Annotated in this window: 19 protein-coding genes; 8 read left to right on the top strand and 11 right to left on the bottom strand. The window is 63.5% G+C overall.

Going from position 1 to position 25493, the window contains the following annotated elements; translation table 11 throughout:
- Window positions 1-227 precede the first annotated feature (227 nt).
- Entirely contained in the window at window positions 228-2726 is a 2499-nt protein-coding gene (locus IEY43_RS03605) for a hypothetical protein (protein ID WP_188947237.1), read from the top strand.
- Window positions 2727-2801: 75 nt separating this feature from the next.
- Here the strand turns inward: IEY43_RS03605 and IEY43_RS03600 are convergent, their stop codons facing one another.
- Window positions 2802-3362, bottom strand: a complete 561-nt coding sequence (locus IEY43_RS03600) for a histidine phosphatase family protein (RefSeq protein ID WP_188947236.1) — start codon at window positions 3360-3362, stop codon at window positions 2802-2804.
- 48 nt (window positions 3363-3410) lie between these two features.
- Window positions 3411-4229 (bottom strand): metallophosphoesterase family protein, encoded by an 819-nt coding sequence (locus IEY43_RS03595; RefSeq protein ID WP_188947235.1) that lies wholly within the window; start codon window positions 4227-4229, stop codon window positions 3411-3413.
- A gap of 247 nt (window positions 4230-4476) precedes the next feature.
- Between IEY43_RS03595 and IEY43_RS03590 the strand changes: the two genes are divergently transcribed.
- Together IEY43_RS03590 and IEY43_RS03585 are read left to right on the top strand one after the other, a co-directional pair.
- Complete coding sequence (locus IEY43_RS03590) at window positions 4477-5427, top strand: beta-ketoacyl-ACP synthase III (protein WP_188947234.1); 951 nt, start codon at window positions 4477-4479, stop codon at window positions 5425-5427.
- A 283-nt stretch (window positions 5428-5710) separates the two neighbouring features.
- Window positions 5711-7432: a thiamine pyrophosphate-dependent enzyme gene (locus IEY43_RS03585; protein ID WP_188947233.1), complete on the top strand. Its 1722-nt coding sequence runs from the start codon at window positions 5711-5713 to the stop codon at window positions 7430-7432.
- A gap of 272 nt (window positions 7433-7704) precedes the next feature.
- Here IEY43_RS03585 and IEY43_RS03580 read toward each other — a convergent pair whose 3' ends face one another.
- Both IEY43_RS03580 and IEY43_RS03575 read right to left on the bottom strand, forming a co-directional pair.
- On the bottom strand, window positions 7705-7911 hold the full coding sequence (locus IEY43_RS03580) for a DUF6480 family protein (RefSeq protein WP_188947388.1): 207 nt from the start codon (window positions 7909-7911) through the stop codon (window positions 7705-7707).
- Between the two features lie 63 nt (window positions 7912-7974).
- The gene (locus IEY43_RS03575; protein ID WP_188947232.1) at window positions 7975-8529 is read right to left on the bottom strand and encodes a type 1 glutamine amidotransferase domain-containing protein; all 555 of its coding nucleotides are present in this window, start codon (window positions 8527-8529) and stop codon (window positions 7975-7977) included.
- Window positions 8530-9140: 611 nt separating this feature from the next.
- On the opposite strand from IEY43_RS03575, the gene IEY43_RS03570 reads away from it, so the two are divergent.
- From IEY43_RS03570 to IEY43_RS03550, 5 genes are all read left to right on the top strand, one after another.
- Window positions 9141-9845, top strand: coding sequence for a FadR/GntR family transcriptional regulator (locus IEY43_RS03570; protein WP_209550339.1), 705 nt, complete (start codon window positions 9141-9143; stop codon window positions 9843-9845).
- The gene (locus tag IEY43_RS03565; protein ID WP_229777255.1) at window positions 9842-10828 is read left to right on the top strand and encodes an asparaginase; all 987 of its coding nucleotides are present in this window, start codon (window positions 9842-9844) and stop codon (window positions 10826-10828) included. The genes IEY43_RS03570 and IEY43_RS03565 overlap by 4 nt, the downstream gene beginning before the upstream one ends.
- Before the next feature lie 33 nt (window positions 10829-10861).
- On the top strand, window positions 10862-12274 hold the full coding sequence (locus IEY43_RS03560) for an aspartate ammonia-lyase (protein WP_188947230.1): 1413 nt from the start codon (window positions 10862-10864) through the stop codon (window positions 12272-12274).
- 37 nt (window positions 12275-12311) lie between these two features.
- The gene (locus IEY43_RS03555) at window positions 12312-13739 is read left to right on the top strand and encodes an amino acid permease (RefSeq protein WP_229777271.1); all 1428 of its coding nucleotides are present in this window, start codon (window positions 12312-12314) and stop codon (window positions 13737-13739) included.
- A gap of 156 nt (window positions 13740-13895) precedes the next feature.
- Window positions 13896-15944 (top strand): S9 family peptidase, encoded by a 2049-nt coding sequence (locus IEY43_RS03550; protein ID WP_308425035.1) that lies wholly within the window; start codon window positions 13896-13898, stop codon window positions 15942-15944.
- A 172-nt stretch (window positions 15945-16116) separates the two neighbouring features.
- Here IEY43_RS03550 and IEY43_RS03545 read toward each other — a convergent pair whose 3' ends face one another.
- The 7 genes from IEY43_RS03545 to IEY43_RS03515 form a co-directional block, all read right to left on the bottom strand.
- A complete protein-coding gene (locus tag IEY43_RS03545) occupies window positions 16117-17082 on the bottom strand; it encodes an FAD-binding oxidoreductase (protein ID WP_188947229.1) in 966 nt (321 codons plus the stop codon).
- 29 nt (window positions 17083-17111) lie between these two features.
- Window positions 17112-17516, bottom strand: coding sequence for an FAD-binding oxidoreductase (locus IEY43_RS03540; RefSeq protein WP_188947228.1), 405 nt, complete (start codon window positions 17514-17516; stop codon window positions 17112-17114).
- A 225-nt stretch (window positions 17517-17741) separates the two neighbouring features.
- The gene (locus IEY43_RS03535; RefSeq protein WP_188947227.1) at window positions 17742-20282 is read right to left on the bottom strand and encodes a DUF5129 domain-containing protein; all 2541 of its coding nucleotides are present in this window, start codon (window positions 20280-20282) and stop codon (window positions 17742-17744) included.
- Entirely contained in the window at window positions 20279-21826 is a 1548-nt protein-coding gene (locus IEY43_RS03530; RefSeq protein WP_188947226.1) for a hypothetical protein, read from the bottom strand. The genes IEY43_RS03535 and IEY43_RS03530 overlap by 4 nt, the downstream gene beginning before the upstream one ends.
- A 93-nt stretch (window positions 21827-21919) precedes the next feature.
- Window positions 21920-23329: a dihydrolipoamide acetyltransferase family protein gene (locus IEY43_RS03525; RefSeq protein ID WP_188947225.1), complete on the bottom strand. Its 1410-nt coding sequence runs from the start codon at window positions 23327-23329 to the stop codon at window positions 21920-21922.
- Window positions 23330-23339: 10 nt separating this feature from the next.
- Window positions 23340-24314, bottom strand: coding sequence for an alpha-ketoacid dehydrogenase subunit beta (locus IEY43_RS03520; RefSeq protein WP_188947224.1), 975 nt, complete (start codon window positions 24312-24314; stop codon window positions 23340-23342).
- Window positions 24311-25450: a thiamine pyrophosphate-dependent dehydrogenase E1 component subunit alpha gene (locus IEY43_RS03515; protein ID WP_188947223.1), complete on the bottom strand. Its 1140-nt coding sequence runs from the start codon at window positions 25448-25450 to the stop codon at window positions 24311-24313. Before IEY43_RS03515 ends, IEY43_RS03520 begins: the two co-directional genes overlap by 4 nt.
- Between the last annotated feature and the right edge of the window lie 43 nt (window positions 25451-25493).

Here is a 25493-nt window from a genome sequence, read left to right as displayed (position 1 = left end):
GAAAGTTCAGCGGATTAAAATAATCGATAACATGTCGAAATCCTGACTAATTTTCCCCATGTCAAGACTGTCGAATGTCATAGTTCATTGCTGATACTCTGACAAAGGACACGATTTGGACAGACGGAAATTATTCGCTAGGAAATCGTTCATCGATTTGAATCGTTGAATTCGTCTTCCCGTTGTGTTTCCGACACGATCATCTCAAAACGCACTAAGGAATATCGTTGGATACCCCTAATCCCCCACGCCCTGAGGTTCCGCCCTTACCGGCGCCTTCTGGCGCCAGTTCGAACCAGCAGATCAATAAGATCATCGACTCGGTCAAGGACATGAAAAACCCAGCCAGTCTCAAAGTATTGGGCTTTCAGGGAGCTGCTATCGCAGTCATCGGCGTCATCATGGCCCTTTGCTACTTGCTTCCCCTAAATGCACTTTCCGAGAGCACTTCATCATCGCTTGGATACTTCGATTTCTCGTCCCAGCTCCACTCCTTCGAATCATTTATTTTGCTCGTTGGCGTTGCTCTGGGCTGTGGGCTTCATGTGGCCGGTTCCGGCATGGACGGCGGTGAGTACGGCGAAATCAGCATGTCCCTCTCGATAGTTTCCATCACGACGATGCTTGCGATCGCGGCGGTAAACTACTTCATCGTCCGCAGGCTTTCACATGGCAAGCGGGAGAAAACTTGGAAGCGAGCAGCACTCATCTCCGGCCTGAACGCGTTGGCCCTTGCGCTGGTCTTCTTGCTGATCACCCTATTCGGCAAGATTGACGTACTTTCCGGCGACTCCATGTCGCTGACTATTGCTCCTCGTGCTTCCGGGGTCTTCTTCACGATTCTGTTGCTCGTCTTCTGCACCCAGTTCTTCGCTCTCACTCCGAGGCGCATGAATGGATCATCTCCGTGGGCAATCGGACTGCGTGAAAGCATCACGGTCCTTGTGCTCGTAGTCGTGCTCTTCGCCGCCATCGGACTTCTTTTGGGAATCATCGGCATGGACGAAGACATCCCGGCCAGCGTTGCCCTCATCCTCCAGCCCATGCTCGGTACCTTGGGCCTCTACCTCGGAGCCCTGGGATTCTTCGGCTCGCTCGCACCCAACGTGAGCGGTGCGGCGTCATTCGCCACCGGAGATCTCGACGATTTCGTACCGAACTCAGTTGTGCGGATTACTGAAATGAACGATGGCCGCGCTGCTTGGATCTTTGCGGCCACCGCAGTCATGATCATCTTCTCGGCACTGTTCCTTGGAGTGCGCCGCGCCCGAACAGCGGCCAGTTTCAATAGCTCACGAGTCTGGCAGTTGCCCCTGATTTCGCTTGCTTTGTGGATGGTTCTTTCCTGGTTGAGCAACTACTCCGTCAAGGGTGAAGTCACCGTTGAGTCCATCAGGGCAATGCGCGGAAGCTTGTCCTTCGGCATCACGTGGTATTCGGTTATTTTCCTTGCTCTTGGTGCGGCCCTGATTTCGGTGCTTGCCGAAGTACTTCCGCTCCAGGTCTATCGTTTCGCTCCCGGGCTGTTGAGCGTCATCGGTGGCAGGCAAGCTACTACGCGGTGGATTTCCGGGACGGACGCCACTGCGGATCCACAGCCAGAGACGACACAACCCGCTGCTCCTTCGACCGATGACACGATTGTTATGCAGGCACCGGCAGCCCCATCGGCATCATCGGGCGAACCGACCACCGTTGCCCCGGCTGCAACGCCGCCGGCTGAGCCAGCACCCTTGCTTGCCCCGGCCTCAGCGGCTTCAAAAAAGCGCGCTAAGGCGCTTGGCTTCAGCTTGCTTGGCGCTGCGGTAATCGTCGGTTTGGGCTTCGGAGCAGTGGCCTATCTCAACTCGCAGCGAAAACCTGAAGCGGAGGTCAAAAAATACTTGACGCTCCTGGAAGAAGGTCAGGTGACCGAAGCCAGCAAGTTCGTCAATCCGGGTGTCGACAACAATGCTCGTGCACTGCTCACAGACGAGGCACTCGCCAACGACAGCCAGCGGCTGGTTGTAGAAAATGTGCAGCTGCAGTCAAAGGATGACAACTTCGCCATCGTCAGCGCTTCGTACTCGATCAATGGTGAGCGCCACAACCACACTTTCTCCGTCGACCGAGGAGAAAAGGAATACGGCCTGCTGGATACCTGGGTGTTCAACGATCCGCTGATTGTCCCGGTAAAACTGACTTCCGACACGTCACCAACGCTCATGGTGGGCAAGACATCGGTGGAACTGTCGCCGGAAGTCTCCTACTTTGGCGAGCCAAGCTCGTTCTCGGGAAGTTTCTATGCATACCCCGGCATCTACCAGGTGAGCGCTCCGAAAACTGACTACCTCTCCAGCGAGGTTCAGGAGCTCAGGGTCAACGGCACCAGCGATGAAATGCCCAGCGCTTCGATCGAGACTGCAACCACTCAGGCACTCAATGACTTGGTGCTCAAGGAAGTTCAAAACTTCTCGTCAGCCTGCGTCAAGGTATCAACCAACCTGAATGAAGCATGCCCCACCGAGCTCCAGAGCACGGATCTGGCATCGTTCTCGGTGAAGTCGCACGCTGACAGCGTCGAACTTGACGGTCTGACTTCATTCAAAAGCTCAAAAGCTACCTTCAAGTACAAGCACACCGGCAGCGACTCCGACACTCAAGAAACGTCGCAGTACCTGTCCGGCTCAATCACGTGGGAGGGCGACAAGCCCACCGTCCAGGTCACCGACTCGTCCTGGTGGTGAGACAAGCTCACTAGCCAGTGACTAGCTCGAAAGCAGCGCCCCTATTCCTTCATCGGCGATAGGGGCGCTGCTTGGTTAATGCCACAGCGGCTCGCGCGCCACGAAATTGCTCAGCAGCGCCGGCTCCAACGCGATCATCTGCGCGTTGGCCAGTTGCGATTGCTCTTCTCCGCTCAATGCAGTCAGCACCGAACTGATCAAGGCGGCGTGGCTGACCACCAGCACCTTCTGCCGCGGATGCTGAGCAGAAATCTTGAACAACGCGTTCACGCCGCGCTGCACCAGATGTTCCTCGGTTTCACCCAGATCCATGAGCAGACGTCGCTGTTCCTGGTCCAGGCCTTTCACCAAGCGGCCCTCGGACTCCCCGAAGTCACGTTCCATCAATTCCGGGTTCTCCCGGACCTTGGCAATTCCCAGCGCATCGGCCAGGATCTGCGCACTCTGGCATGCCCTGAACAGCGGCGATGAGTAGACGGCATCCCACGGTCCGTCCGCAGACAGCTCGGCGGCCAGGCGATGGGCTTGGGCGATCCCTGTGGCGTTCAACGGCAGATCACTGCGCCCATGCAGCCGCTCCGCCCGGTTCCATTCGGTCTGGCCATGGCGGATCAAGATAATTTTTGCTGCAGTCATTCTCGTCCTTCGTAGACGCCCCACCGGGCGTGGTCTCATATTCGTTGCTCAGCCGCGGCGCAGCGAGAGATAGTTTTCAGTCCGCTCCTGTTGCGGAAGCATTCGGCCGGTGGACACCGGGACCGACACCACTTGTTCCGTGCTGATACGCAGCACCGAGAACCAGGCGCAGTCTTCCTTGACCACCTCGGTCGGGGCGAACGGGCTCATGTTGTAGGACGTTGCCGGTGTCATGAACACGGGGGTGTTCAGCAGTTGGCTCGTTCCCGTCTGGTGATAGTGCCCGCACAGGATAGCCCTCACGTCGCTGCCGGCGACCAGCGATGCCAGTTCTTCCGGGTTCTCCAGTCCGCGTCCAGAAAGCGCGAGCGAAAAAGATTCGAGCGGAGGATGATGGAGCAGCAGAAGCGTTCCCTTGGGCGCAGAGACTGATAACAGCCGATCCAGCCACGCCCGCTGGGCGGTGTCGATCCGACCCCGGGCCAGTTGGAATCCCCCGCTGTCCAACCCGATGATGCGCAGACCATCGATATCGTGCACGGTGTTGGCCGGATGCGGTCCTGTGGAAAGCCTCGTTGTATTGAAAACCGGACCGATCGATCCGGCAGGATCGTGGTTCCCGGGAATCGTGATAATCGGGCAGCCCAGCAGGTACTGCGCCTCCGCGAGAATGGCGGCCGCATCCGCGTGGATCGCGGCCCCGCGGTCTGCCACGTCCCCGGTCAGCACCAGCGCGTCCGGTTTCAACTGCTCCGCTGCGCTCAGCGCGCGGGCCAGTCGGCGCCACGGGTCGATTTTCCCGTACAGCAACCGGGTGTCCCCCGTGAGATGGGTGTCGCTCAGATGCACAATTGTCAGTTGGTCCATTTTCTCCCCTCCCTCCGTACTGCTTTCCCTCCATTGGACCGGCCTCGACTGACATCCGGGTGAACAGCATGCCGACCATGTATGAAGTCGCCGGGAATGCTTGGAGTTTCGCATAGCGAACGGGAACGGCCGATTTTCCGGCGATTCCCGCGAAATATATGCCATCTGGTGTATGTGAACGGCAAGTAGCGGGCAAAGCGACTAACCTTAATAGAGGCAGTATTTAATCCACCAAGGAGCAACATCCATGACCGGCAGTAAAGTCGTCGCTTTTGGCCACTTCCAGCCAGAGCGCATCGTGCCAAACACCGAGCTGGAAAAGCTCGTGGAGACCAGCGACGAATGGATTGTGCGCCGCGTTGGCATTGAAGAACGCCGTTGGGGCACCGGGGTCGAAACCGTAGATTCCATGGCCATCAAGGCGGCCAAGATGGCGCTTGACAACGCCGAAGGCATCGACGCCGGCGACATCGACATGGTCGTCGTAGCCACGTGCACCGCCACCGACCGTTCGCCGAACATGGCCGCCCGCGTGGCCAACGCACTGGGCATGGACCAGGGTCCGGCAACCATCGACGTGAATACCGCTTGCTCCGGCTTCGCCCACTCGCTGGCACTGGTCCAGGGTGCCATCGCCTCGGGCAGCGCTACCAAGGCGCTGGTCATCGGTTCCGAAATGCTGACCGACTTCACCGATTTCACCGACCGCACTACCTGCGTGCTGACCGCCGACGGCGCCGGCGCCTTCGTGGTGACGGACTCCGAGACCGCGGAAATCTCCCCTGTGGTCTGGGGTTCGGTGCCGTCGCTGTCCGATGCCGTGCGCATCGAAGCCGAGAACAACTCGAAGTTCGCCCAGAGCGGCCAGAGCGTCTACCGCTGGACCGTCACCCAGCTGCCGAAGATCGCCTCGAAGATCATCGAGCGCGCCGGGCTGAAGCCAGAGGAAATTGATGGCATCATCCTGCACCAGGCAAACCTGCGCATCATCGAGCCGCTGGCGGAGAAGATCGGCGCGCCGAACGCCCGCATTGCCACCGATATCGTCCACTCCGGCAACACCTCCGCCGCGTCGATGCCGCTGGCATTGTCCAAGCTGATGGCCTCCGATGATCCGCTGCCGTCGGGCTCCAAGGCACTGTTGTTCGCCTTCGGCGGCGGCCTGTCCTACGCGGGCCAAGTCATCACCATTCCGTAGTCTCCTGATTTCCCCGAAAGCCTGTCGCCCTCGTGGCGGCAGGCTTTCGTGCGTCTGAAGCCCGTGTTCCGTCCCCGCAGACTGGCAGCGACCTCACCGCGGCTAGGCAGTGCGGGGCGAACAGGGCGCAGCATGTGGGAACGCTGGATGCGCCTGCAACCAGTGGAATCTTGTGCCACGATGAGGGTCACAAGCGGCCCGGTGAACCTGGTTTTCCAAAAACCTGTCCCCGGCAAGCCCGCCACTCCATCCATCGTCGCTCACCGCAACGGAAGGAAAAGCCATGAATACCGTCAGCAAGGTCATCATCGAGTCGCTCGCAGACTACGGAGTCACCCATGCGTGGGGCGTAGTGGGAGATGCACTGAATCCGCTCACCGAAGCCATCCGCGCGGAACCACGGATGGAATGGATCGGCGTCCGCCATGAAGAGGTGGCCGCTTTCGCCGCCGGCGCCCAGGCGCAACTCACCGGAGGCCTGGGCCTGTGCATGGGAACTGTCGGACCCGGATCCATCCACCTGCTCAACGGGCTCTATGATGCCAAAAAGTCCCATGCTCCGGTCCTGGCCATCTGCGGCCAGGTGCCCACCTCGGAAATTGGCAGCAGCTTCTTCCAGGAGGTCGACAATGATCTTCTATTCAGCGACGTCGCGGTCTTCGCGCACACCGTCACCTCGGCCGACCAGATGCCCCAGCTGCTGGAGCAAGCGGTGAATGCGGCGATCTCGCGACGCGGCGTCGCGGTGCTCACTGTGCCGGGGAACGTAGGCGGCATGAAGCTGGAAAAGAACATCCGCCCGGCTGGGTTTGTTCCACCGGCCGCGCCAGCTGCGGCGCCACTGAGCCAGATCGATGCCGCCGCCAGGGTATTGGATGATGCACAGAAGGTCACCTTGCTGGTCGGGATGGGTGCCCGCGAGGCACGACCCGAGATCCTCGAACTCGCCGAACGCTTGCAAGCTCCCATGGTGCTGACGCTCAAGGCCAAGGAAAGCTTGGAAGCCGACAACCTGTACCAGGTCGGTCAGACTGGTCTGATCGGCAACCCCGCAGCGGCCGCTGCATTGGATGAAGCAGAGGTAGTCTTCATGATCGGTACCGATTTCCCTTATAGGGACTGGTACCCCAACGGAAAGACGGTCATCCAGTTGGATACGCGCGCCGAGCACATCGGCCGCCGCACCCAGGTTTCGCACGCGATGGTCGGGCATGCTGGGCCGTCATTGGAACAGTTGTTGCCGAAACTACGTACCGGCCGCACGGACAAGCACCTGGCATCGATCCGCAAGCAATACGAACGCTGGCAGGAACGCCAAAGCAAGGTCAGCGACCCGGATCATGACCGCGGCCTGGTGGGAAAAGTCCGAAGCCTTGTGAACAACCCGGAAGTATTCATCCGTCCGGAAGCAGTCGCGGCGGAACTTGACCAGAAAGCAGCTCGAGATGCGATCTTCACCGTAGACACGGGCATGTCCACCGTATGGCTGTCGCGGTTCATAGAGATGCGGGGTGAACGTCGCCTGCTCGGATCCTTCAATTTGGGTTCCATGGCCAATGCCATGCCTCAGGCCCTTGGAGCTCAGGCATTGGATCGCTCACGACAGGTCATCGCCAACTGCGGCGACGGCGGACTTATGATGCTGCTCGGGGATTTGCGGACAGCCGTGACGTACAAACTCCCGGTGAAGTTCATCGTCTATAACAACGGGCGTCTGGGCATGGTCAAGCTGGAACAGGAACAAGGCGGTCTTGAAGAATTCGGGACGGAACTGGACAATCCCGATCTCTCCCAGGTAGCGCGTGCCATGGGCATCAATTCCCAGCTGGTCACTAAGCCCGAGGACCTCGCTGCTGCCATTGACGCAGCGCTCGCCAGTGATGGAGCGTATCTGCTTGATATCCGTACCAATCCACAGGAGATCTCCTTGCCGCCGAAGACGACTGCGTCAGACGCTTGGGGGTTTGCCATCGCCAAGTCGAAGGAGGCCATCGAAAGCCTCTGAAGCGGCGCTCCGCGGAGTCGCAGCGAGCTTGGAGGGTTCGAATGCGGCACGCTCGACAGACTGCACCTCGGGCAAGAAATGGCTTGCCCGAGGTGCAGTACGCATCCACAAATGCGTGGATGTCTAATGCCTGCGCGAGAGGCTTGACCGTTTTCCGCGGGACGCGCCGCCCTGCTAGCGGGATCACAGTCGTCCTTGATGACCGGACCGTACGATATCGGGTGTTGCCGGAACGTCACGGTCCGCCCGGTACGCCACGATCCCTGTAGCGCCTACTCTTCGTGCCCCTGGTCCCGGCTCATCGATCCTTCTGCTGGCGGTGTCTCCCCTGGCGGCACTCCGCCGCCTGGTTCCAAGCCAGTGATTTTCTGATCTAGCGGGTCAGGGTTGGAGGATGCGGCCTGTTCTTGGCTTGCTTCATCACCGGCGGCGTTTTTCGCTGTTTTTTTGTCTAGCTTGTCGGAATTGATGTTCGTCATTGGAAAGCTCCTTGGGGGATTTTTACGGCCTGCATGCAGTTAGCTGTTTTGGTCAGCTAGTGCTTACGCGCCAAGTTCCTCGATGATAGCGGCATTGAAGGCATCCAAATCCCCCGGGTTGCGCGAAGTGATCAGCACAAATTTTCCTGCAGGGCAACGGAAAACCTCCTCGTCTACCCACTGGCCGCCAGCGTTCACCACATCCGTCTTGATTGACTGGTAGGAGGTCAGGGTCTTGCCCCGCACAAGCCCAGTTTCCACAAGCAACCACGGACCATGGCAAATCGAAGCCACCGGTCGTCCGGTTGCAGCGAAGGACTTGATAATGCGCTGTGCTTCATCGTCAACACGCAGATTATCCGCATTGAGTGTTCCCCCGGGGACCAGCAACAGATCGAATTTTTCGTCGTCCACGGTCTCGAAGGCGAGGTCTGCTTCGAGAATCTTGCCCGAATCCCAATCCCCTACAAGGGTCTGAATCTTGTCCTGCTGAGGAGCAGCGATCTCGACCTTTGCTCCCGCAGACCGGAGCGACTCGACAGGGCTTACCAGCTCGTCTTGCTCAACCCCGCGATTGGAAGCCAGCACGAGCACTTTTTTATTGGACAAATCAGCCATCGGCTTTTCCTTTCTGTTTGGTCGACTATGCCAACACTGCGCCCCCGCAACAGGCGGCACAAGGAGCGCTCAGGAAGTCTTCAGGCGCGGCCCCAATCGCGTTCTTCGCTTGCTTTATCCTTAACCATCAACCAAAGTTCGTAGTTCGTACTCGCGGTTGCTCCGCAGCCGGCGCGAACCACTTGGCTTATGCATTTTCCGCATTGCTGGCTTGCGTCTTTGTCTCCGCAGGTAACTGCGACATCGCCCGCGAAACCTAGACAACACATGTTCACGCCATAGCAGTACTGGCCACGGCGGAATAGCAGGACAGTAATCTACACTTATGCGACAAATTACAGGTCGGGGACGGATTCGATACTGCCGACCAGAACACCCCTGTGGAAGCCCAAAAATCGATCGAACATACCAAGCTGGACATTCCCATGCGTCCCAAATTGACGGGAGCCGCGGAGCGGTGTCCCTCAAGTACCGTTCCGCTCCGGCGATGCTGCCTTCCCCAAGCGCAACATCCTCCCCTGGGTGCTCAGCAGCGACGCATAAGAGGTTCAGCTGCACATAAAGCGCGACATTCCTTGACTCAAGACCTGCACACTGCAAGACTCGTACTCGTGAACCTGTCAGACAGCTGGACACCCGGACAGCAACCCATCGAACGCCGCTCCGCCGCGGAAGCCGTATTCCTCTCCCTGCGCTCTGCCATCGAGGCAAAGGAAATTCCCCTCGGCGCCAAGCTGGGCTCGGAGGCGAACCTCGCGTCGGACTACGGCGTCAGCCGCTCGGTCATCCGCGAAGCGCTGCGTTCCTGCGCCACGCTGGGACTGACCCGCACCGAAACCGGGCGCGGCACCTTCGTCATCTCCCACCGCCCCACCCGCGACCTGAAGCTGGGCACCTTTTCCTCGGATGACCTGCATGAGGCCCGCCCGCATATTGAGATCCCTGCCGCATCGCTGGCCGCCACCCGACGCACCGCTGAAGATCTCGAACGGCTGCGCAAGCTGCTGGACCAGATGGAGCACGAAGACGATCCGACAGCCTGGGTCGAGCTGGACGCGGCGTTCCACGCCGCCATCGCCCTGGCCAGCGACAACTCGGTGTTCACCAAAATCGTCAGCGACATCCGCGAAGCCATGTCGCGCCAGTCCGAGACCGTCAACCTGGTCGCCGGCCGTACCGGCCCGTCCAACGAGGAGCACCGCCTCATCGTCCAGGCCATCGCCGACCAGGATCCGGACGCCGCCGCGCAAGCCATGAACGGACACCTCAGCGCCGTGCACCACGCCATCACCACCATCGTCAGGAGCAGCAAGTGACCCGCACCGAAACCCAACTGCCGGACCTGCATGCGCTGGCCGCCCACGGCCTGCCGCAGCACGTCCCCCTGGTAGCTGCCACCCGCGGGGACGCCATCGAATCCATCCACTACGGCTCGGCCGTGGTGCTGGGCACCGACGGCTCGGTGCTTGAAAGCCGCGGCGACACCCAGGCACTGTACTATCCGCGCTCGGCGCTCAAGCCGCTGTTCGCCGTGGGCCTGCTGCGCGCCGGCCTGGAGCTGAGCGACGAGCAGATCGCCCTGGCCGCCGCCAGCCACTCGGGCTCGCAGCGCCACCAGAACGTCGCCCTCTCCACCCTCGAAGCGGCCGGGCTGGCCGTCCAGGACTTGGGCAACTCCACTGACCTGCCCTACGGCACCGCAGAGCAAGCCGCCTGGCTGGCTGCCGGACACGCTTCCACCCAGCTGGCGCAGAACTGCTCCGGCAAACACGCGGCGCTGCTGGCGCTGTGCAAGCTCAAGGGCTGGAACCTGGCAGGCTACCTCGGCGAGGGCCACCCGCTGCTCCAGCTGCTGCGCGAAACCGTCGAGGAGCTGACCGGCGAGCGGATCGGCGGCGTGAGCACCGACGGCTGCGGCACCCCGGTCTACCTGCTGTCCCTGCCCGCGCTGGCCCGCGGCTTCGCCAAGCTGGCTTCCGCCCCGGAAGGCACCGCAGAGGCGCGCGTCGCCGCCGCCATGCGCGCCTACCCGGAGCTGGTGGCAGGCGAAGGCCGCGATGTCACGGCGCTGATGCGCTCGATTCCCGGCGCCATCGCCAAGGACGGCTTCGAGGGCATCCAGACCGTCGCCCTGTCCGACGGCACCGCGCTGGCCGTGAAGATCGCCGATGGCGGGGACCGCGCCCGCATGCCGATCACCGCGGCCCTGCTCGCAACGCACGTTCGCGTGCCCGAAAATCTGCTTTCCAGCCCCGCCTTGGGCGGGGGAAAGCCCGTCGGCCGCCTGGCCGCACTTTAGAAACACCCCATCCATTACAGGAGAAATATCCCCATGATCCAGTCTCAGCTCGCCGCCACCCGCGTAGAGCATGATCTGATCGGCGACCTCGACATCCCAGCCGAGGCCTATTGGGGCGTGCACACCCTGCGCGCCAAGCACAACTTCGATATCACCGGGACCCAGCTCTCCGGCAACCCGTACCTGATCCGCGCACTGGCGCGCGTGAAGCAGGCCGCGGCCCGCGCCAACTACGAACTGGGGCTGCTCTCCGCCGAGCGCGCCGCGGCCATCGACGCCGCCTGCGAACGCATCGTGGCCGGAGAGCTGCACGAGCAGTTCATCATCGACCCGATCCAGGGCGGTGCCGGCACCAGCACCAACATGAACGCCAACGAGGTCATCGCCAACCTGGCGCTGGAAATCATGGGCCATGCCAAGGGCGAGTACCAGTACCTGCATCCGAACGACCACGTGAACCTGTCGCAGTCCACCAACGACGCGTACCCGACCGCGGTGAACATCGCCACCCACTTCGCCACCCAGCCGCTGTTGGAAGCCATGGAGGTGCTGCAGGATTCCTGCCTGGCCAAGGCCGAGGAATTCCGCACGGTGGTCAAGATGGGCCGCACCCAGCTGCAGGACGCCGTGCCGATGACCGTGGGCCAGGAGTTCGGCGGCTGGGCCGTCACCCTGGGCGAGGACCGGGCACGCCTGGCCGAATCGCTGTCGCTGGTCACCGAGATCAACCTGGGCGCCACCGCGATCGGCACCGGGCTGAACGCCCCGGCCGGTTACGCCGCCTCAGCCTGCCGCCACCTGCGCGAGCTGACCGGGCTGCCGCTGACCACCAGCCCGGATTTGATTGAGGCCACTTCCGATGTGGGCGCGTTCGTGCACCTGTCCGGCGTGCTCAAGCGCGTGGCGCTGAAGATCTCCAAGATCTGCAACGACCTGCGCCTGCTCTCCTCCGGCCCGCGCGCGGGTCTGAACGACCTGCACCTGCCGGCCGTGCAGTCCGGCTCCTCAATCATGCCCGGCAAGGTCAACCCGGTGATCCCGGAGGTCGTGAACCAGATCGCCTACCAGGTGGTGGGCCACGACCTAACCGTGACCATGGCGGCCGAGGGCGGCCAGCTGCAGCTGAATGCCTTCGAACCGGTCATCGCGCATTCGATCGGCCTGTCGCTCAAGCACCTGACCAACGGCTGCCTGACCCTGGCCACCCGCTGCATCGACGGCATCACCGTGGACGAGGACGCGCTGCGCCGCGCGGTGGAGAATTCCATCGGCCTGGTCACCGCGCTGAACCCGCGCCTGGGCTATTCCGCGTCCACCGCCATCGCCATGGAGGCGCTGCACACCGGCCGCGGCGTCGCCGAGCTGGTGTTGGAACGCGGCTTGCTGTCCGCCGAAGAACTGAACGAGCTGCTCTCCCCAGAGCGTTTGGCCAACCTCTCCGACTAAAAAGGAACCCTATGGAGAAAACCACCCCGAGGCGGCGCTGACCGCCGGCGACGCCGACTACCACAAGGGCTTGTCCCCGCGGCAGATGCAGATGATCGCCATTGGCGGCGCCATCGGCACCGGCCTGTTCATGGGCGCCGGAGGGCGACTGGCCCAGGCCGGTCCCGGCATCGTCATCAGCTACGCGGTCTGCGGCTTCTTCGCCTTCCTGATCCTGCGTGCGCTGGGCGAGCTGGTCATGCACCGGCCCTCCACCGGATCATTCGTGTCCTACGCCCGCGAGTTCTACGGCGAGAAGGCGGCCTTCGCCACCGGCTGGCTGTACTGGCTGAACTGGGTCATGACCGCCATCGTGGACATCACCGCGGTCGCGCTGTACATGGCGTTCTTCGGCAAGTATGTGGAATGGATCGGCTCGGTCCCGCAGTGGCTGTGGGCGCAGGCGGCCTTGGCCCTGGTACTGGCCATGAACCTGATCTCGGTCAAGGTCTTTGGCGAGATGGAGTTCAGGTTCGCCCTGATCAAGGTGGTCGCGCTGGTCTCCTTCCTGGTCATCGGCTGCTATTTCGTTTTCTTCGGCACCCCGGTCGACGGCCACGAGGTCGGCTTCTCGATCATCTCCGGCAACGGAGGGCTGCTGCCCAACGGGCTGCTGCCGGTGCTGGTGCTGATGCAGGGTGTGGTTTTCTCCTACGCGTCCATTGAGCTGATCGGCACCGCGGCGGGCGAAACCGCCAACCCGGAGAAGGTCATGCCCAAGGCGATCAATACCGTGATCATCCGCATCGCCGTGTTCTACGTCGGTTCGCTGGTGCTGCTCTCGCTGCTGCTGCCGTACACCGCCTACTCGGCCGGGGAATCGCCCTTTGTGACGTTCTTCGGTTCCATCGGGGTGCAGGGCATGGACGTGGTGATGAACCTGGTGGTGCTCACCGCGGCGCTGTCCTCGCTGAACGCCGGCCTGTATTCCACCGGCCGCATCATGCGGTCGATGTCTCTGAACGGCTCGGCTCCGCGCTTCGCCGGACGCATGAACCGTTCCGGCGTCCCGTACGGCGGCATCGTGATCACCGCCGCGGTGGCGGTGCTCGGGGTGGTGCTGAACGCGGTGGTTCCGGCCTCGGCGTTCGAGATCGTGCTGAACTTCGCGGCCGTCGGCATCATCGCCTCGTGGGGCATGATCGTGCTGTGCCAGATGGCGCTGGTGAAAAAGGTCCGCGCCGGCGAAATGCAGCGGCCGAGCTTCCGCATGCCATTCGCTCCGGTCTCCGGCTGGGTGACCTTGGCGTTCCTGGCCGCGGTGCTGGTCATGATGGCCTTCGACACCCCGGTGGGCACTTGGACCATCGCGTCGCTGGCCGTCATCATTCCGATGCTGGTCGGCGGCTGGTACCTGTGCCGCGGCCGCATCAGCCAGCTGGCTACCGCCCGGCTGAACGCCGAGGCGCAGTCCGACAAGGTCTAGCCGCTTCACCGCTATTCCACCGCCGGTGGCCCGGGAATCTTCCCGGGCCACCGGTTGTCCCTGGACACAGGCCGCGGCAGATCCCGGTTGACTGTTTCCGACAGGAACTCGGCATCCTGTAGTGAAATGGGCACCGATAGTGGCATGATATGTGAGGTGAAACACTCTAAGCATTCATTTCAGGAATTGGACTCCTACGTCGCCATGCCGCGTATCGGCAGCCTGGCGCTCTCCCCCGACGGGCGCCGACTGGTTACCACGCTGAGCACCTTGAGCGAGGACGCAACCAAATACACCAACGCCCTGTGGGAGGTCGACCCGACTGGCAAGAACCCGGCCCGCCGGCTGACCTACTCGGAGCACGGGGAGTCAAGCCCCGTCTTCACCGCCGACGGCGACCTGCTATTCAGCGCCAAGCGCTCCACCAAGGACGATGCGGTGACCGAAGGCTGGTTGCTGCCGGCCGCCGGCGGCGAGGCCCGTTCGGTCATCACCCATCCGGCAGGGGTCGAATCCCTGGCCACCTGCGCCAAATCCCCGCACACCGTGCTGGTCCGTTCCTCGGCGCTCAGCAGGGCCACGGACCTTGAACACGAGGCCAAGCTGCGCGCGGCCCGCAAGGAGAAGAAAGTCTCCGCCATCCTGCACACCGGCTACCCGGTGCGCTATTGGGACCACGATCTGGGCCCGGCCACCCCGCACCTGTATGCCATTAGCCTGCCTACCGGCCAGGAGCACAGCGAGCTGACCGACCTGACCCCGGGGATCGGCGCAAACTTGGTGGAGGCTTCCTCCGACGTCGCACCCAATGGCGACTTCCTGATCACCGAGTGGATCGTTCCCGAGGGCCGCGGAGACCAAGCCGTCGGCCTGATGCGCATCGACATGCACACCGGCGCCCAGGAAATGCTGCTGGCCCCGGACGAGACCTACGAATATGCCATGGGCAGGATCAGCCCGAACTCGGCGAAGCTCGCCTACGCGCGCTGGCGCCGTTCCACCCCGGAATCCGCCCCGGTCTGCGAGCTGTTCGTCATGCACCTGGCCAGCGGCGAGTCCTACCAGATCGCGGTGGGCTGGGACCGCTGGGCCACCGAGATCGTCTGGGTGCCCAACAGCATGTCATTGCTGCTGGTCGCCGACGAAGACGGGCACGGCCCGGTCTTCCACCTGCGTCTGGAAAACGACCGCATCACCCGGCTTACCGACACCGGCGCCTTCACCAACGTCCTGGTCAGCCCGGATTCCCGCGCCGCCTACGCGCTGCGTGCAAGCTACGAGCACCCCGCCGAGCCGGTGGCCTTGGACCTGACACACATCGGAGATCTTGAAGCCGGCGACTACGTCCAGGTCACCGAGCTGCTCTCCCCCGCACCGCGCCCGCAGCTGCCCGGCACCTTGGAAGAGATCAGCACCGAGGTCGACGGGGCAACCGTCCGCGCCTGGCTGGCGTTGCCTGAGGGAGCCGGCGCGCAGAACCGGGCGCCGCTGCTGCTGTGGATCCACGGCGGACCGCTGAATTCCTGGAATGCGTGGAGCTGGCGCTGGAACCCGTGGCTGCTGGTGGCGCAGGGCTATGCGGTGCTGCTGCCTGATCCAGCCCTGTCCACCGGCTACGGGCAGGACTTCATCCAGCGCGGCTGGGGCAATTGGGGCCAGGCGCCCTACACGGACCTGATGGCGATCACCGACGCGGCCGAGGCCCGCGAGGACATCGACGAAACCCGCACCGCCGCGATGGGCGGATCCTTCGGCGGCTACATGGCCAACTGGGTGGCCGGGCATACCGACCGCTTCAAGGCGATCGTCACCCACGCGAGCCTCTGGGCGCTGGACGGCTTCGGAAAGACCACCGACGCCTCGTTCTACTGGACCCGCGAGATGAGCCCGGAGATGATCGAGGCGAATTCGCCGCACCATTCGGTGGACAAGATCGTCACACCGATGCTGGTCATCCACGGCGACAAGGACTACCGGGTGCCGATCGGCGAAGGACTGCGCCTCTGGTACGAGCTGCTGTCCTCCTCCGGTCTGCCGCAGCAGGCGGACGGCACCACCGCCCACCGCTTCTTGTACTTCCCGGACGAGAACCACTGGGTGCTCGCCCCGCAGCACGCGAAGATCTGGTACCAGGTGGTCACCGGATTCCTGGCCGAGAACGTCCTGGGACAGGAGCCCGGCGACCTGCCCGAGCTGCTGGGCTGATTGGCTGCCTGCAGCCCATGGCAGGCCGAGCGAAGAAGGTACTGAACCCGGCGGCCGTTGCCTTGCCGCACTGCTTCGGCGGTGCGGCAAGGCGCTAAAGCCTCACCGAGGTGGCAGCCGCCCGGTGGTGCGTGGAGAACCGGTGACCGGTCCGCCGAACATCCTGCGCTGCTCAACTCGAGACGTTGATGTTGTGGTTCAGCCGAAGCTCATTGCGTGGATCGTAGCGTCGTTTCAGTGCGGCTAGCCGCGCGTATTTCTCCGGTCCATACACGGCCAGGGCATCGAATCCAGCAGCGGACGGGGCATCGATGCTGGAGAAGTTGAGGTACTCGCCTCCGTGGGTCACCGTCCGCATATCCCGATAGAAACCGCGGATGAACTCGACATGGTGTGCGTCCTGTGCCCGGTCCTTCCAGAACCCATAAACATTGATCCAAAATTCCGACGAGCGGTCGGGAAATGCCGTAGCGTCTTGCGCAGTCCTGGCCATGGCGCCTGCCATGACATGGATATCGAATGCCGTCCCCGGCCACGTAAGTTCCTCGGCTTTGCGCACCAGCATGGAGATGGTGTCCTCATTCAGGGCATCGAACCCGGTGTTCTTCCAATACGCGCGCACCCCCTTCGGGAAGACATCCTCCAAGGATGATTGCCATTCCGGCCACGGGGTCGCGGCGACATCCTGGACATCCGGCGGTGCGAGTTCCGTGAAGCGCTCCATGCACGCCGTTCCGGCTTGGTGATCCTGATCTGCCCACACGAAGCCCACGGCGAGGATCGTGTCGGTGCCTAGTTCCCACTCTTGGGGTGGAACCAGCACTGTTGCAATGACCGTCATCGCCTCCGGCAGGTCCTCGGCCCAGTCCCGCAGAGCATGCAATGCTCCGGGCCAATGCGGCGCCCGGTAGATCAGGTTTCCGGCGAGCACCGTCTCCGGAAGCGGACGCGCGTTGAAGGTAAAGTCGGTCACGATCCCGAAGTTGCCGCCACCGCCGCGCAATCCCCACAGCAGTTCGGGGTTTTCCTGGGCATCGGCGCGGACTTTTTCGCCACTCGGCGTGTACATCTGCGCGGCAAGGAGGTTGTCGACGGTCAGGCCGTAGGCGCGTGTCAGCCAGCCGAAACCTGCGACCAAACACAGTCCTGCAATTCCTGTCCGCGAGATCACCCGACGGGAACGGCCAGTCCATGGGCGCTTGTGGCTTGGTCGAGTTCTCCAAGCAGGGTTCCCGGTCCGGTATTCACCTGTCGCAGCGACGGCTCAACCAGGATCTTGTTGCAAGCACGCAGGTCCAGGACGATGCCTCGGTCGACGGTGCCGTACCCCGCCACGTTGTGCCCGCCTCCGCGGACTGCGAGCGGCAGGCGATGGCTGCGCGCGAAGTCGAGCGCGCGCGGGATATCCGTGAGTTCCCCGGCCCTGATAATCAACTCGGGTCGGCGGTCGATCATGGCGTTCCACAGCGAGCGGGCATCGTCGTACCCATGGTCCGCTTCCGTGACCAGGTTTCCTGCAATGGAAGCACCCAGCGACCCGAGATCGGCCCTTGAGATTGTTTGATGGTTCATGATGCGCGCTCCTTTGGACAGATCGCATCGGAACTTGGCGGTAGATCATTCTCCTCCCGGATTTCGGAAGGATCAATGGGCAGCATCAGGCTATTTGTTGTCCCGAGTCCAGGATTTTTCGCCTCGCAAGCCGTAGCAATCGTTGCCGCCGGAAAACAGGGCCGCGACATTCAAAAAACCTTCGGTCCTTCCGAGCAGGCTGAGCCTCCAGGGATAGGCTTTCATCTAGCGCCGGCCCGGCAACGTCACCTCGGCAGTCGGGTCTCCACCCGCACCGCGGGTTGCGGACACCAGCGTCTGGGCACGGCGAGCGACATCAGCGTCGCGCTCGGACAGCACATCGGCCAAATGCTCCAGGTGCGCGACGCGGGCGCTGAACTCGCGGCGCAGGCGCTCATTCACCGGCGTGGCATCCAGTTCCCGTTCTTCCCGCAGCGCCATGGCCAAGGCACGTTCAAAAAGCCTCTGGCCTGCGTCGTCGGCGCGGCCGCGGCCGCTGGCACCAAGAACCGCGACGGCATTGATCTGGGAGTCGTCCAGGCCCAGGAGCAGGCGCTCCAATTTCTTCTTGGCCGCGCGCAGCTTGGCGGTCCCGCGCCCGAAACGTCCCAGGCTCCCGGTGGCGGTGAGCAGGAATCTGATGGTCAGCACGATGTTCACAACGGTGAAGAAGAACAACAAAGTCAGCAACCAGAACAGACCCCCGAAGCTAATCGAGGTATCTTCTTCGAAGCCGTTGCGTTGAATGCCCTCGGCATAGTCGTCCACCACTCCGGCGATGGTGATATCCGGATACTTGCTTTCGTGGATGCTCCCGTGTTCCCAGTTCGACGTCCCGCCGAGGGTGTATCGGCCCGTGCTGACTTCGGGGCTGATCAGGCCGGGCGCGATGCTTGTCCCTTCGTCCGTTGAGAACACGGGAATAATGGCCTTGCCGTTCTTCAATTCCTTCGTCACCGGGTCAAGCAGTTCCGGAAATTCCTGCTTGATGCGGTGCAGGGACTTCAGCAGGCTCAGGGGCTCCGCCGAACGGTATGCAGATCCCGGAGGGTCGGTCCTCAGGTCCAGGTAGGCTTCGGCGTCGCGGACGGCGATCACCATGCTGGTTGGCACCGGGAAGTCGGCGTCCAAGTAGCGGATGATTTCGGTATCGGACAGCTCGCCGCGGGGATCGTCGATCTCCAGCTGCGCACCGCGCCCCGTGCCTTCACGCTCGGAAAACGGGTCATCAACCAGATTGGCGGCCGTGATGCCGGCCGGAATCATGCCGACCAGAAGCAGGGCCGTGAGCATCACGGCCAGCCGCGGTCCGCTGGGCCGGTAGCTGGACTCCGTGCGCTGCTTTGCCGTCGTCATCCTGTCCGACTCAAGCGTTCCACCCACGATGGATTTCACCAGCGCGTCCAGATAGGCCGCGTTCGCGTAGCCGTCCTTGGCGGTTGATGCGTCCATCCCCAGCGAGGTTTTCAGTTCCCGGTATTGCTCGGGCGCTCCTGCAGGAGCGGCGACCTTGCCGTGAGGATATCTGGAGATCTTCTTTTTCTGCTTGACCAGGAGCGCGACCAGCTGCCGCTCGGCCTGCTCCCACTGCTCCACGGCCTGCAGGTTCTTCGAGTCCCCGGCGGCCGCATCCAGCAACTGGCCAAGGGCAGCACGCAGCTGCTCGATGTCACCGTTGGCGATCATCCGCCCCGGCGCCTGCTCCAATCGGATCAGCAGCCTCGTCATGGCTTCGTTGATCGGGGCACTGAGCCGGTCGAGAGTCGTCCCGGTCCCGGTCAGGCGCGCGTGCACGGAGCCTGCGCCCATCAACGCGTCGGACAAATTCGTCAGCTTGCGGGCGGAGGCCTCGAATTCGGTGAGCTGCTGGGCGGTTTGCGCCCCGAAGGCGGTTTTGCGCGAATAAACCCGCTCGGTCAGCGAGCTTTCGGTTCGGGCCAAGTCCAGGGACAGCTTCTGCAGCTGGAGCCAGGATTTCCGGAAGCCCTCGGGGCGCTCGGCCTCCGGCGCCGCGTGGTAGGTCGCTTCGAGCGCCTCGAGGTCCAGCACGACGCGGGCCAGCTTGCGCTGCGCCGCGACGAGGCGGCGGTGTTTTGCTTCCCACCGCAGGTTGTAGCGCAGGGCCATCAGCAGGAAAACCGTGGTCGCCGTGGCGGCCAGGGCGATCAGCGAGATCCAGAAAACCGGGTTCGTGTTGGGCGGGTCGTAGAGCACCACGGCCGCGCGCTGGGCGGCGGCGACAACGGATTTCGGGCCGTGGCCCAAACCCAGGTTGTCGCGGAACGCGTTGTCGATCTCGAAACGGATATCCGTTTCGTCATAGGCCTTGCGGTCCCGCCCGTCCACCAGGTCGGAGCGCACCGCGGTGCCGTGGAAGCGCTGCTGGATCTTGTGGTCGTCGGATTCCAGATTCGCCAGCTGGGTGCTGAGCAGGATGTCATGGTCGGGAACGATGCCATCCAGCAGCTCATCGCCGGTCAGGTAGCGATCAGTGACGGTCAAGGTGAACGGACGGTGTGCGAGGATCGGGCCGTCGGCCGCGGCATCCACGGTTTCCTGGCTGATGTTCCAATCGTGTCTGCCCTCCACCACGATCTTCACCTCGTGCCGGAGAGCGTCCTGCTGCCCGTACGCGATGTAGGCGGACAGCCCCATCCCGGCAATCACGGTTGTGGCCAGGGCCATGAGCACGGCCGGGATCAGCGCCAGCGAGTGCGGACGACGCAGCTTGCGCCCGCTCGAGTCGAAGGCCGCGAACCGGCTCATGCCCTGTCCCCCGGGTCGCCATCCATCCAGCGCTGTACCTCTCGCGAAGCCTGATCCAGGGTGGCCAGGTCGTCAAGCCTCCGCCTGCCGTCCGCTGGGCGGTCGGCGCGGTGGGCAGCAAGCTCGTGGGGGACCTTGATCCGCTTTCTCCCCGCCTGCTCCAGCAGCCGCTCCAGATCCGAGGCCAGCGCGAGGCGCAGTTCCCAAAGACGTCCCAGCATGGCAATCGGTGCGACGTTTCTGGACATCGGCTTGTCCAGCCACTGCTGGGCTTCATCCAAGGCATCCGTATCGGTTACCAAATGCGCACGCACGCGCGCGGCTGCGTCTAAGGACGCGGTGTCCGCGCGGTCGAGGAACTGCGCGCAATCATCCAGCAGCCGGCGGTGTGCGGAGATGATCGATCCCCACCGCTGGCGGCTGGGATTCGAGTTGCCAAGCAGCCCGGTGAACGCGGTGCATGCCGAAACCAGTTCTTCCTGGCACCGGATGGTCCGTTCCAGCCGGTCAAGTTCCGCGCTGCTGACCGGGGTTGCCGCCGAAACCCGGCGCACCGCTTCCTGCCCGGCCTTCGCGAGCGGTGAGATGGCCCGTTCCAGCAGTTCGGCACGCTGCTGGATGACACCCCCGGCATCAACGCTGATGGCTGGCAGCTTGCAGGATTCAAGTTCGCGCAGTTGTTGCGGCAGCAGCCGGGTGAGCTGTGCCGCTCGTGCGCTGCGCTCCGTAGTTGCCTGGCGCTGGCGCTTGCGGGCGCCGCGGAGAACAACGTAGGTGGTGAGCAATGTGCCCAGAACGCCCAGGAACACAAAAAGCAGAGTCCGCTTGCCGTCTGAACTGGCAGGCAGCAATACGCCCAGGATGTTCTTGGGCGCTTTCAATTCCTCGGTGGTGATGCGCACCGCTTCGATAACCGCCTGGGTGTAGTCTTCCTTGTCCATCATCGGCCGTAGCGCGGCAACGCTGTTGGACAGGGCCGCCGAACGGTCCCCGGTCACGTTCCAAGCCTTGTCGATCGCGATCTCCGCGCCTTGGCCGTCCTTGTCCGGAAGCATCAGGCCAACGACAATCCAGCCGTCTTGGATATAGCCCTTGGTATCGGTGCTGTCGGGCCAGTCGTCGTGCAGGAGCAGGTACGAGGTGGGACCGAACAAGGTCAGGGCGCGGATGAATTGGGCCGCCCCGCCTTCCATCGTATTGTCGGCCGTATCGACACCCACCACGATTTTGGCGTTGGTCTGCCCCATGGTCTCGCGGACCGTGTCCAGGACTTCCTGGTTGTCGATCTGGGCCTGCACCGAGTCGATGACCGCCAGGTGGAAGTCCCCTTCTTCGGCGACCAAGCCGGGGACGCGGATCGTGCCTTTCTCCTTGTCTTCGTCCTGGCCATTCAACGGTGCGTCGCTGGGACCCACCGGGTAGATCGGCTCGTAAATCTGTTCGTCCGCCACCGCTGGCACCGCAAGAAATCCCCCGAGCACCAGTGGAAGAAGCACCAGCAGGGCCGTCGCGGTCCGCCGTGCGGTCGAAAGGAGATAACTCATAATCCAACGATTATATCAACAGCTGCTTTCTTAAATACCAAAGCCCCTTTAGAATCAGGGGATTCGAAAGGGGCTTTGGCCAACGTCTGGAAACTAGTCCAGCAGCATGGCAGGTTCCTGCAGGATCGAGGCGACGTCGGCCATGAAGCGGGCCGACAAGTCTCCATCCACCACACGGTGGTCGAAGGAACCGCCCAGCGTGGTGATCCAGCGTGGGACGACCTCGCCGTCCACCACCCACGGCTTCTGGCGGATCGTGCCGAAGGCGACGATCGCGACTTCTCCCGGGTTGATGATCGGGGTGCCGGTATCGATGCCCAACACGCCGATGTTCGTGATCGACAGGGTGCCGCCGCGCATGTCCTCCGGGGAGGTCTTGCCGGCGCGGGCGGTGCTGGCCAGCTCGTTCAGCGCGATCGCCAGCTCCTTCATGTTCAGGTTCTGGGCGTCCTTGATGTTCGGCACCAGCAGGCCGCGCGGGGTGGCGGCCGCGATGCCAAGGTTCATGAAGCGCTTCTGGTGGATCTCGGCACCGTCGGGGGTTTCCACCCAGCTGGCATTCACGCTCGGGTTGCGGGCCGCGGCCCAGATGACGGCGCGGGCCAGCACCAGCAGCGGAGAGACCTTGATGCCCTCGAAGTCGCGGGACTTCTTCAGCCGGGCCACGTATTCCATGGTGCGACTGGCGTCCACGTCAACGAAGATCGAGACGTGCGGGGCGCTGAAGGCCGAGTCCACCATGGCCTTGGCAGTGGCCTTGCGCACACCGCGCACCGCGGTGCGGTCCACGCGGGCGTCGGCCAGCTGGCCGTGGGCCCAGTAGGTCGGGGCCGCCGCGTGCTCGGCCTCGCGCTGGGCCTGGTAGCTGTTGACGTCCTCGCGGGTGATTTCACCTTGGGTGCCGGTGCCCACCACGTCGTTGATGTCGATGCCCAGGTCCTTGGCCAGGCGGCGCACCGGCGGCTTGGCCAGCACGCGGTCCATGAAGCTGGCCATGGCCGGCTTGGCGCGGTCAACTTCGCGGGTCACCGCGCTGCCCAGCGAGGCAGCGCGGCGGGAGATCGTGTCGGCAATGGCCGAGGCGCGCACTGCCGGGCGGGCAGTCGGCGCAGCGGACGGCGCCGGACGGTTGGTGCGCGCACGGCGCACCGAGGAGTCGGCGGTGGGGCCCGAGCCCACCAGCGGACCGGGTTCCTCGCTGGCCACCGGGGCCGCGGTGGCCAGGGCCTCGGCCGGTTCCGGGGTTCCGGTCGGGGCGGGCTTGTTGCCCTCCTGGTCGATGGTGATCAGCGGGTTGTCCACCAGCACGGTCTCGCCCTCGGCGGCGTGCAGGGCGGTGACCACCCCGGCGAACGGGCTGGGCAGCTCCACCAGGGACTTGGCGGTTTCGATCTCCACGAAGACCTGGTTGACCTCGACGGTGTCGCCCACGGCGACCTTCCACGAGGCGATGTCGGCTTCGGTCAGGCCTTCGCCCACGTCGGGCAGGTTAAAGACGGTCATGTTTCGGCTCCTAGTAGGCGAAGGAACGGTCGAGGGCTTCGAGCAGCTTGTCGATGTCCGGCAGGTACTGCGATTCGACCTTGGAGATCGGGTACGGCATGTGGAATCCGCCCACGCGCAGCACCGGGGCTTCCAATGACAGGAAGGCGCGCTCGGAGATGCGCGCGGCAATCTCCCCGCCCAGCCCGCCGAAGGTCGGAGCCTCATGGGTGACGATCAGCCGACCGGTCTTCTGCACCGATTCGGTAATGGTGTCGAAATCGATCGGCGAAAGCGAACGCAGGTCGATCACCTCGATGGAACGGCCTTCCTCGCGGGCGGCCTCCGCGGCGGCCAGCGCCACGGGAACCAGCGGGCCGTAGGCGACGATGGTGGCGTCCTCGCCGCCGCGCACCACCTGGGCCTTGAAGGCGTCCAGCGCCGGGGTCTCGGTATCCACCTCGCCCTTGAGCCAGTAGCGGCGCTTGGGTTCGAAGTAGATCACCGGGTCCTGGCACTGTGCGGCCTGCTGGATCATCCAGTAGGCGTCGTTCGCGTTGGACGGGGTGATGATGCGCAGGCCAGCGGTGTGCGCGAACAGGGCTTCGGGCGATTCGGAATGGTGCTCGATCGAGCCGATGCCGCCGCCGTAGGGGATGCGGATGACCACCGGGACGGTCAAACGGCCCTCGGAACGGGCGTGCATCTTGGCCAGCTGGGTGGTGATCTGGCTGTAGGCGGGGAACACGAAGCCGTCGAACTGGATCTCCACCAGCGGGGAGAAGCCGCGCAGGGCCATGCCCACCGCGCTGCCCACGATGCCGGCCTCGCCCAGCGGCGAGTCGATCACGCGGTGCGCGCCGTACTTCTCCTGCAGCCCGTCGGTCACGCGGTACACGCCGCCGAGCTTGCCGATGTCTTCGCCCATCAGCAGCGCCTTGTCGTTGGACTCCAGCACCTTGTCCAGTCCGGAGGTGATGGCCTTGGCCAGTGTCATGGTGCTCATGCGTTGTCTCCCGAATCTGCGAATCCCGCCTCGTACTGCAGGTGCCAGGCCAGTTCTTCTTGGATCAGCGGGTGCGCCTCGGCATACACCTGCTCGAAGGACTTGGCCAGCGGCGGCACCGGGAAGGCCATGGCGTCCTTCCGGACGGTGGCGGCCATCTGGTCTGCGTCCTTGGCCAGCTGCTCGAAGAAGTCGTCGTCCACGATGTTGTTCTCGCGCAGGTAGGTTTCCAGGCGGATCAGCGGATCGCGCGGAGCCCAGGCGGCTTCTTCCTCGGTCATGCGGTACTTGGTGGGGTCGTCGGCGGTGGTGTGCGCGCCCAGGCGGTAGGTGTCAGCCTCGATGAACACCGGTCCCTTGCCGCTGCGTGCATGCTCCAGGGCCCAGCGCGTCACGGCCAGGACGGCCAGCACGTCGTTGCCGTCCACGCGGATCCCCGGCATGCCGTAGCCTGCGGCACGCTCGACCAGCGGCACCTTGGACTGAACTTCGAAGGGCACCGAGATGGCCCACTGGTTGTTCTGGCAGAAGTAGACCACCGGGGCGTTGAAGGAGTTGGCGAAGACCATGGACTCATGGGTCTCGCCCTCGGTGGAGGAGCCGTCGCCGAAGTAGGCGACCACGGCGTTGCCCTCGGCGGCGAGCTTTTCCTCGTCCCAGCCGCGCTGCTCCATGGCCAACGCCATGCCGTAGCCGGCCGCATGCGGCAGCTGGGCCGCGAGCACCATGGTGTACATGTGGAAGTTGTTTTCCCGCGGGTCCCATCCGCCGCCGGAGATGCCGCGGAACAGGCGCAGCATTTCGGAGAAGGAGACGTCGCGGGTCAGCGCGACACCGTGCTCGCGGTAGGTCGGGAAGATGTAGTCGCTGGGGCGGGTGGCCCGGCCCGAACCGATCTGCGCCGCTTCCTGGCCGCGCAGCGGAACCCAGAGGCACAGCTGGCCCTGACGCTGCAGGGCGGTGGCTTCCTGGTCGAACCGGCGAGTCAGCGCCATGTCGCGGTAGAAGCCGCGCAGCATGTCCTCGTCCACATCGCCCAGATAGGCGTCATAGATTTCGTGGGGCAGGCGCTGGCCATCGGGGGTCAGGATCTGCACCGGATCCTTCGGCCCGACCTCGGTCGCAGCAGGCGTCATAAATCTTCCTCCGGTCATAAATATGCCCCACACGGAATACATT

It is taken from the genome of Glutamicibacter protophormiae (genome assembly GCF_014647495.1).
GTDB classification, from domain to species: domain Bacteria; phylum Actinomycetota; class Actinomycetes; order Actinomycetales; family Micrococcaceae; genus Glutamicibacter; species Glutamicibacter protophormiae.
This window is presented reverse-complemented; position numbering and strand designations above follow the sequence as displayed.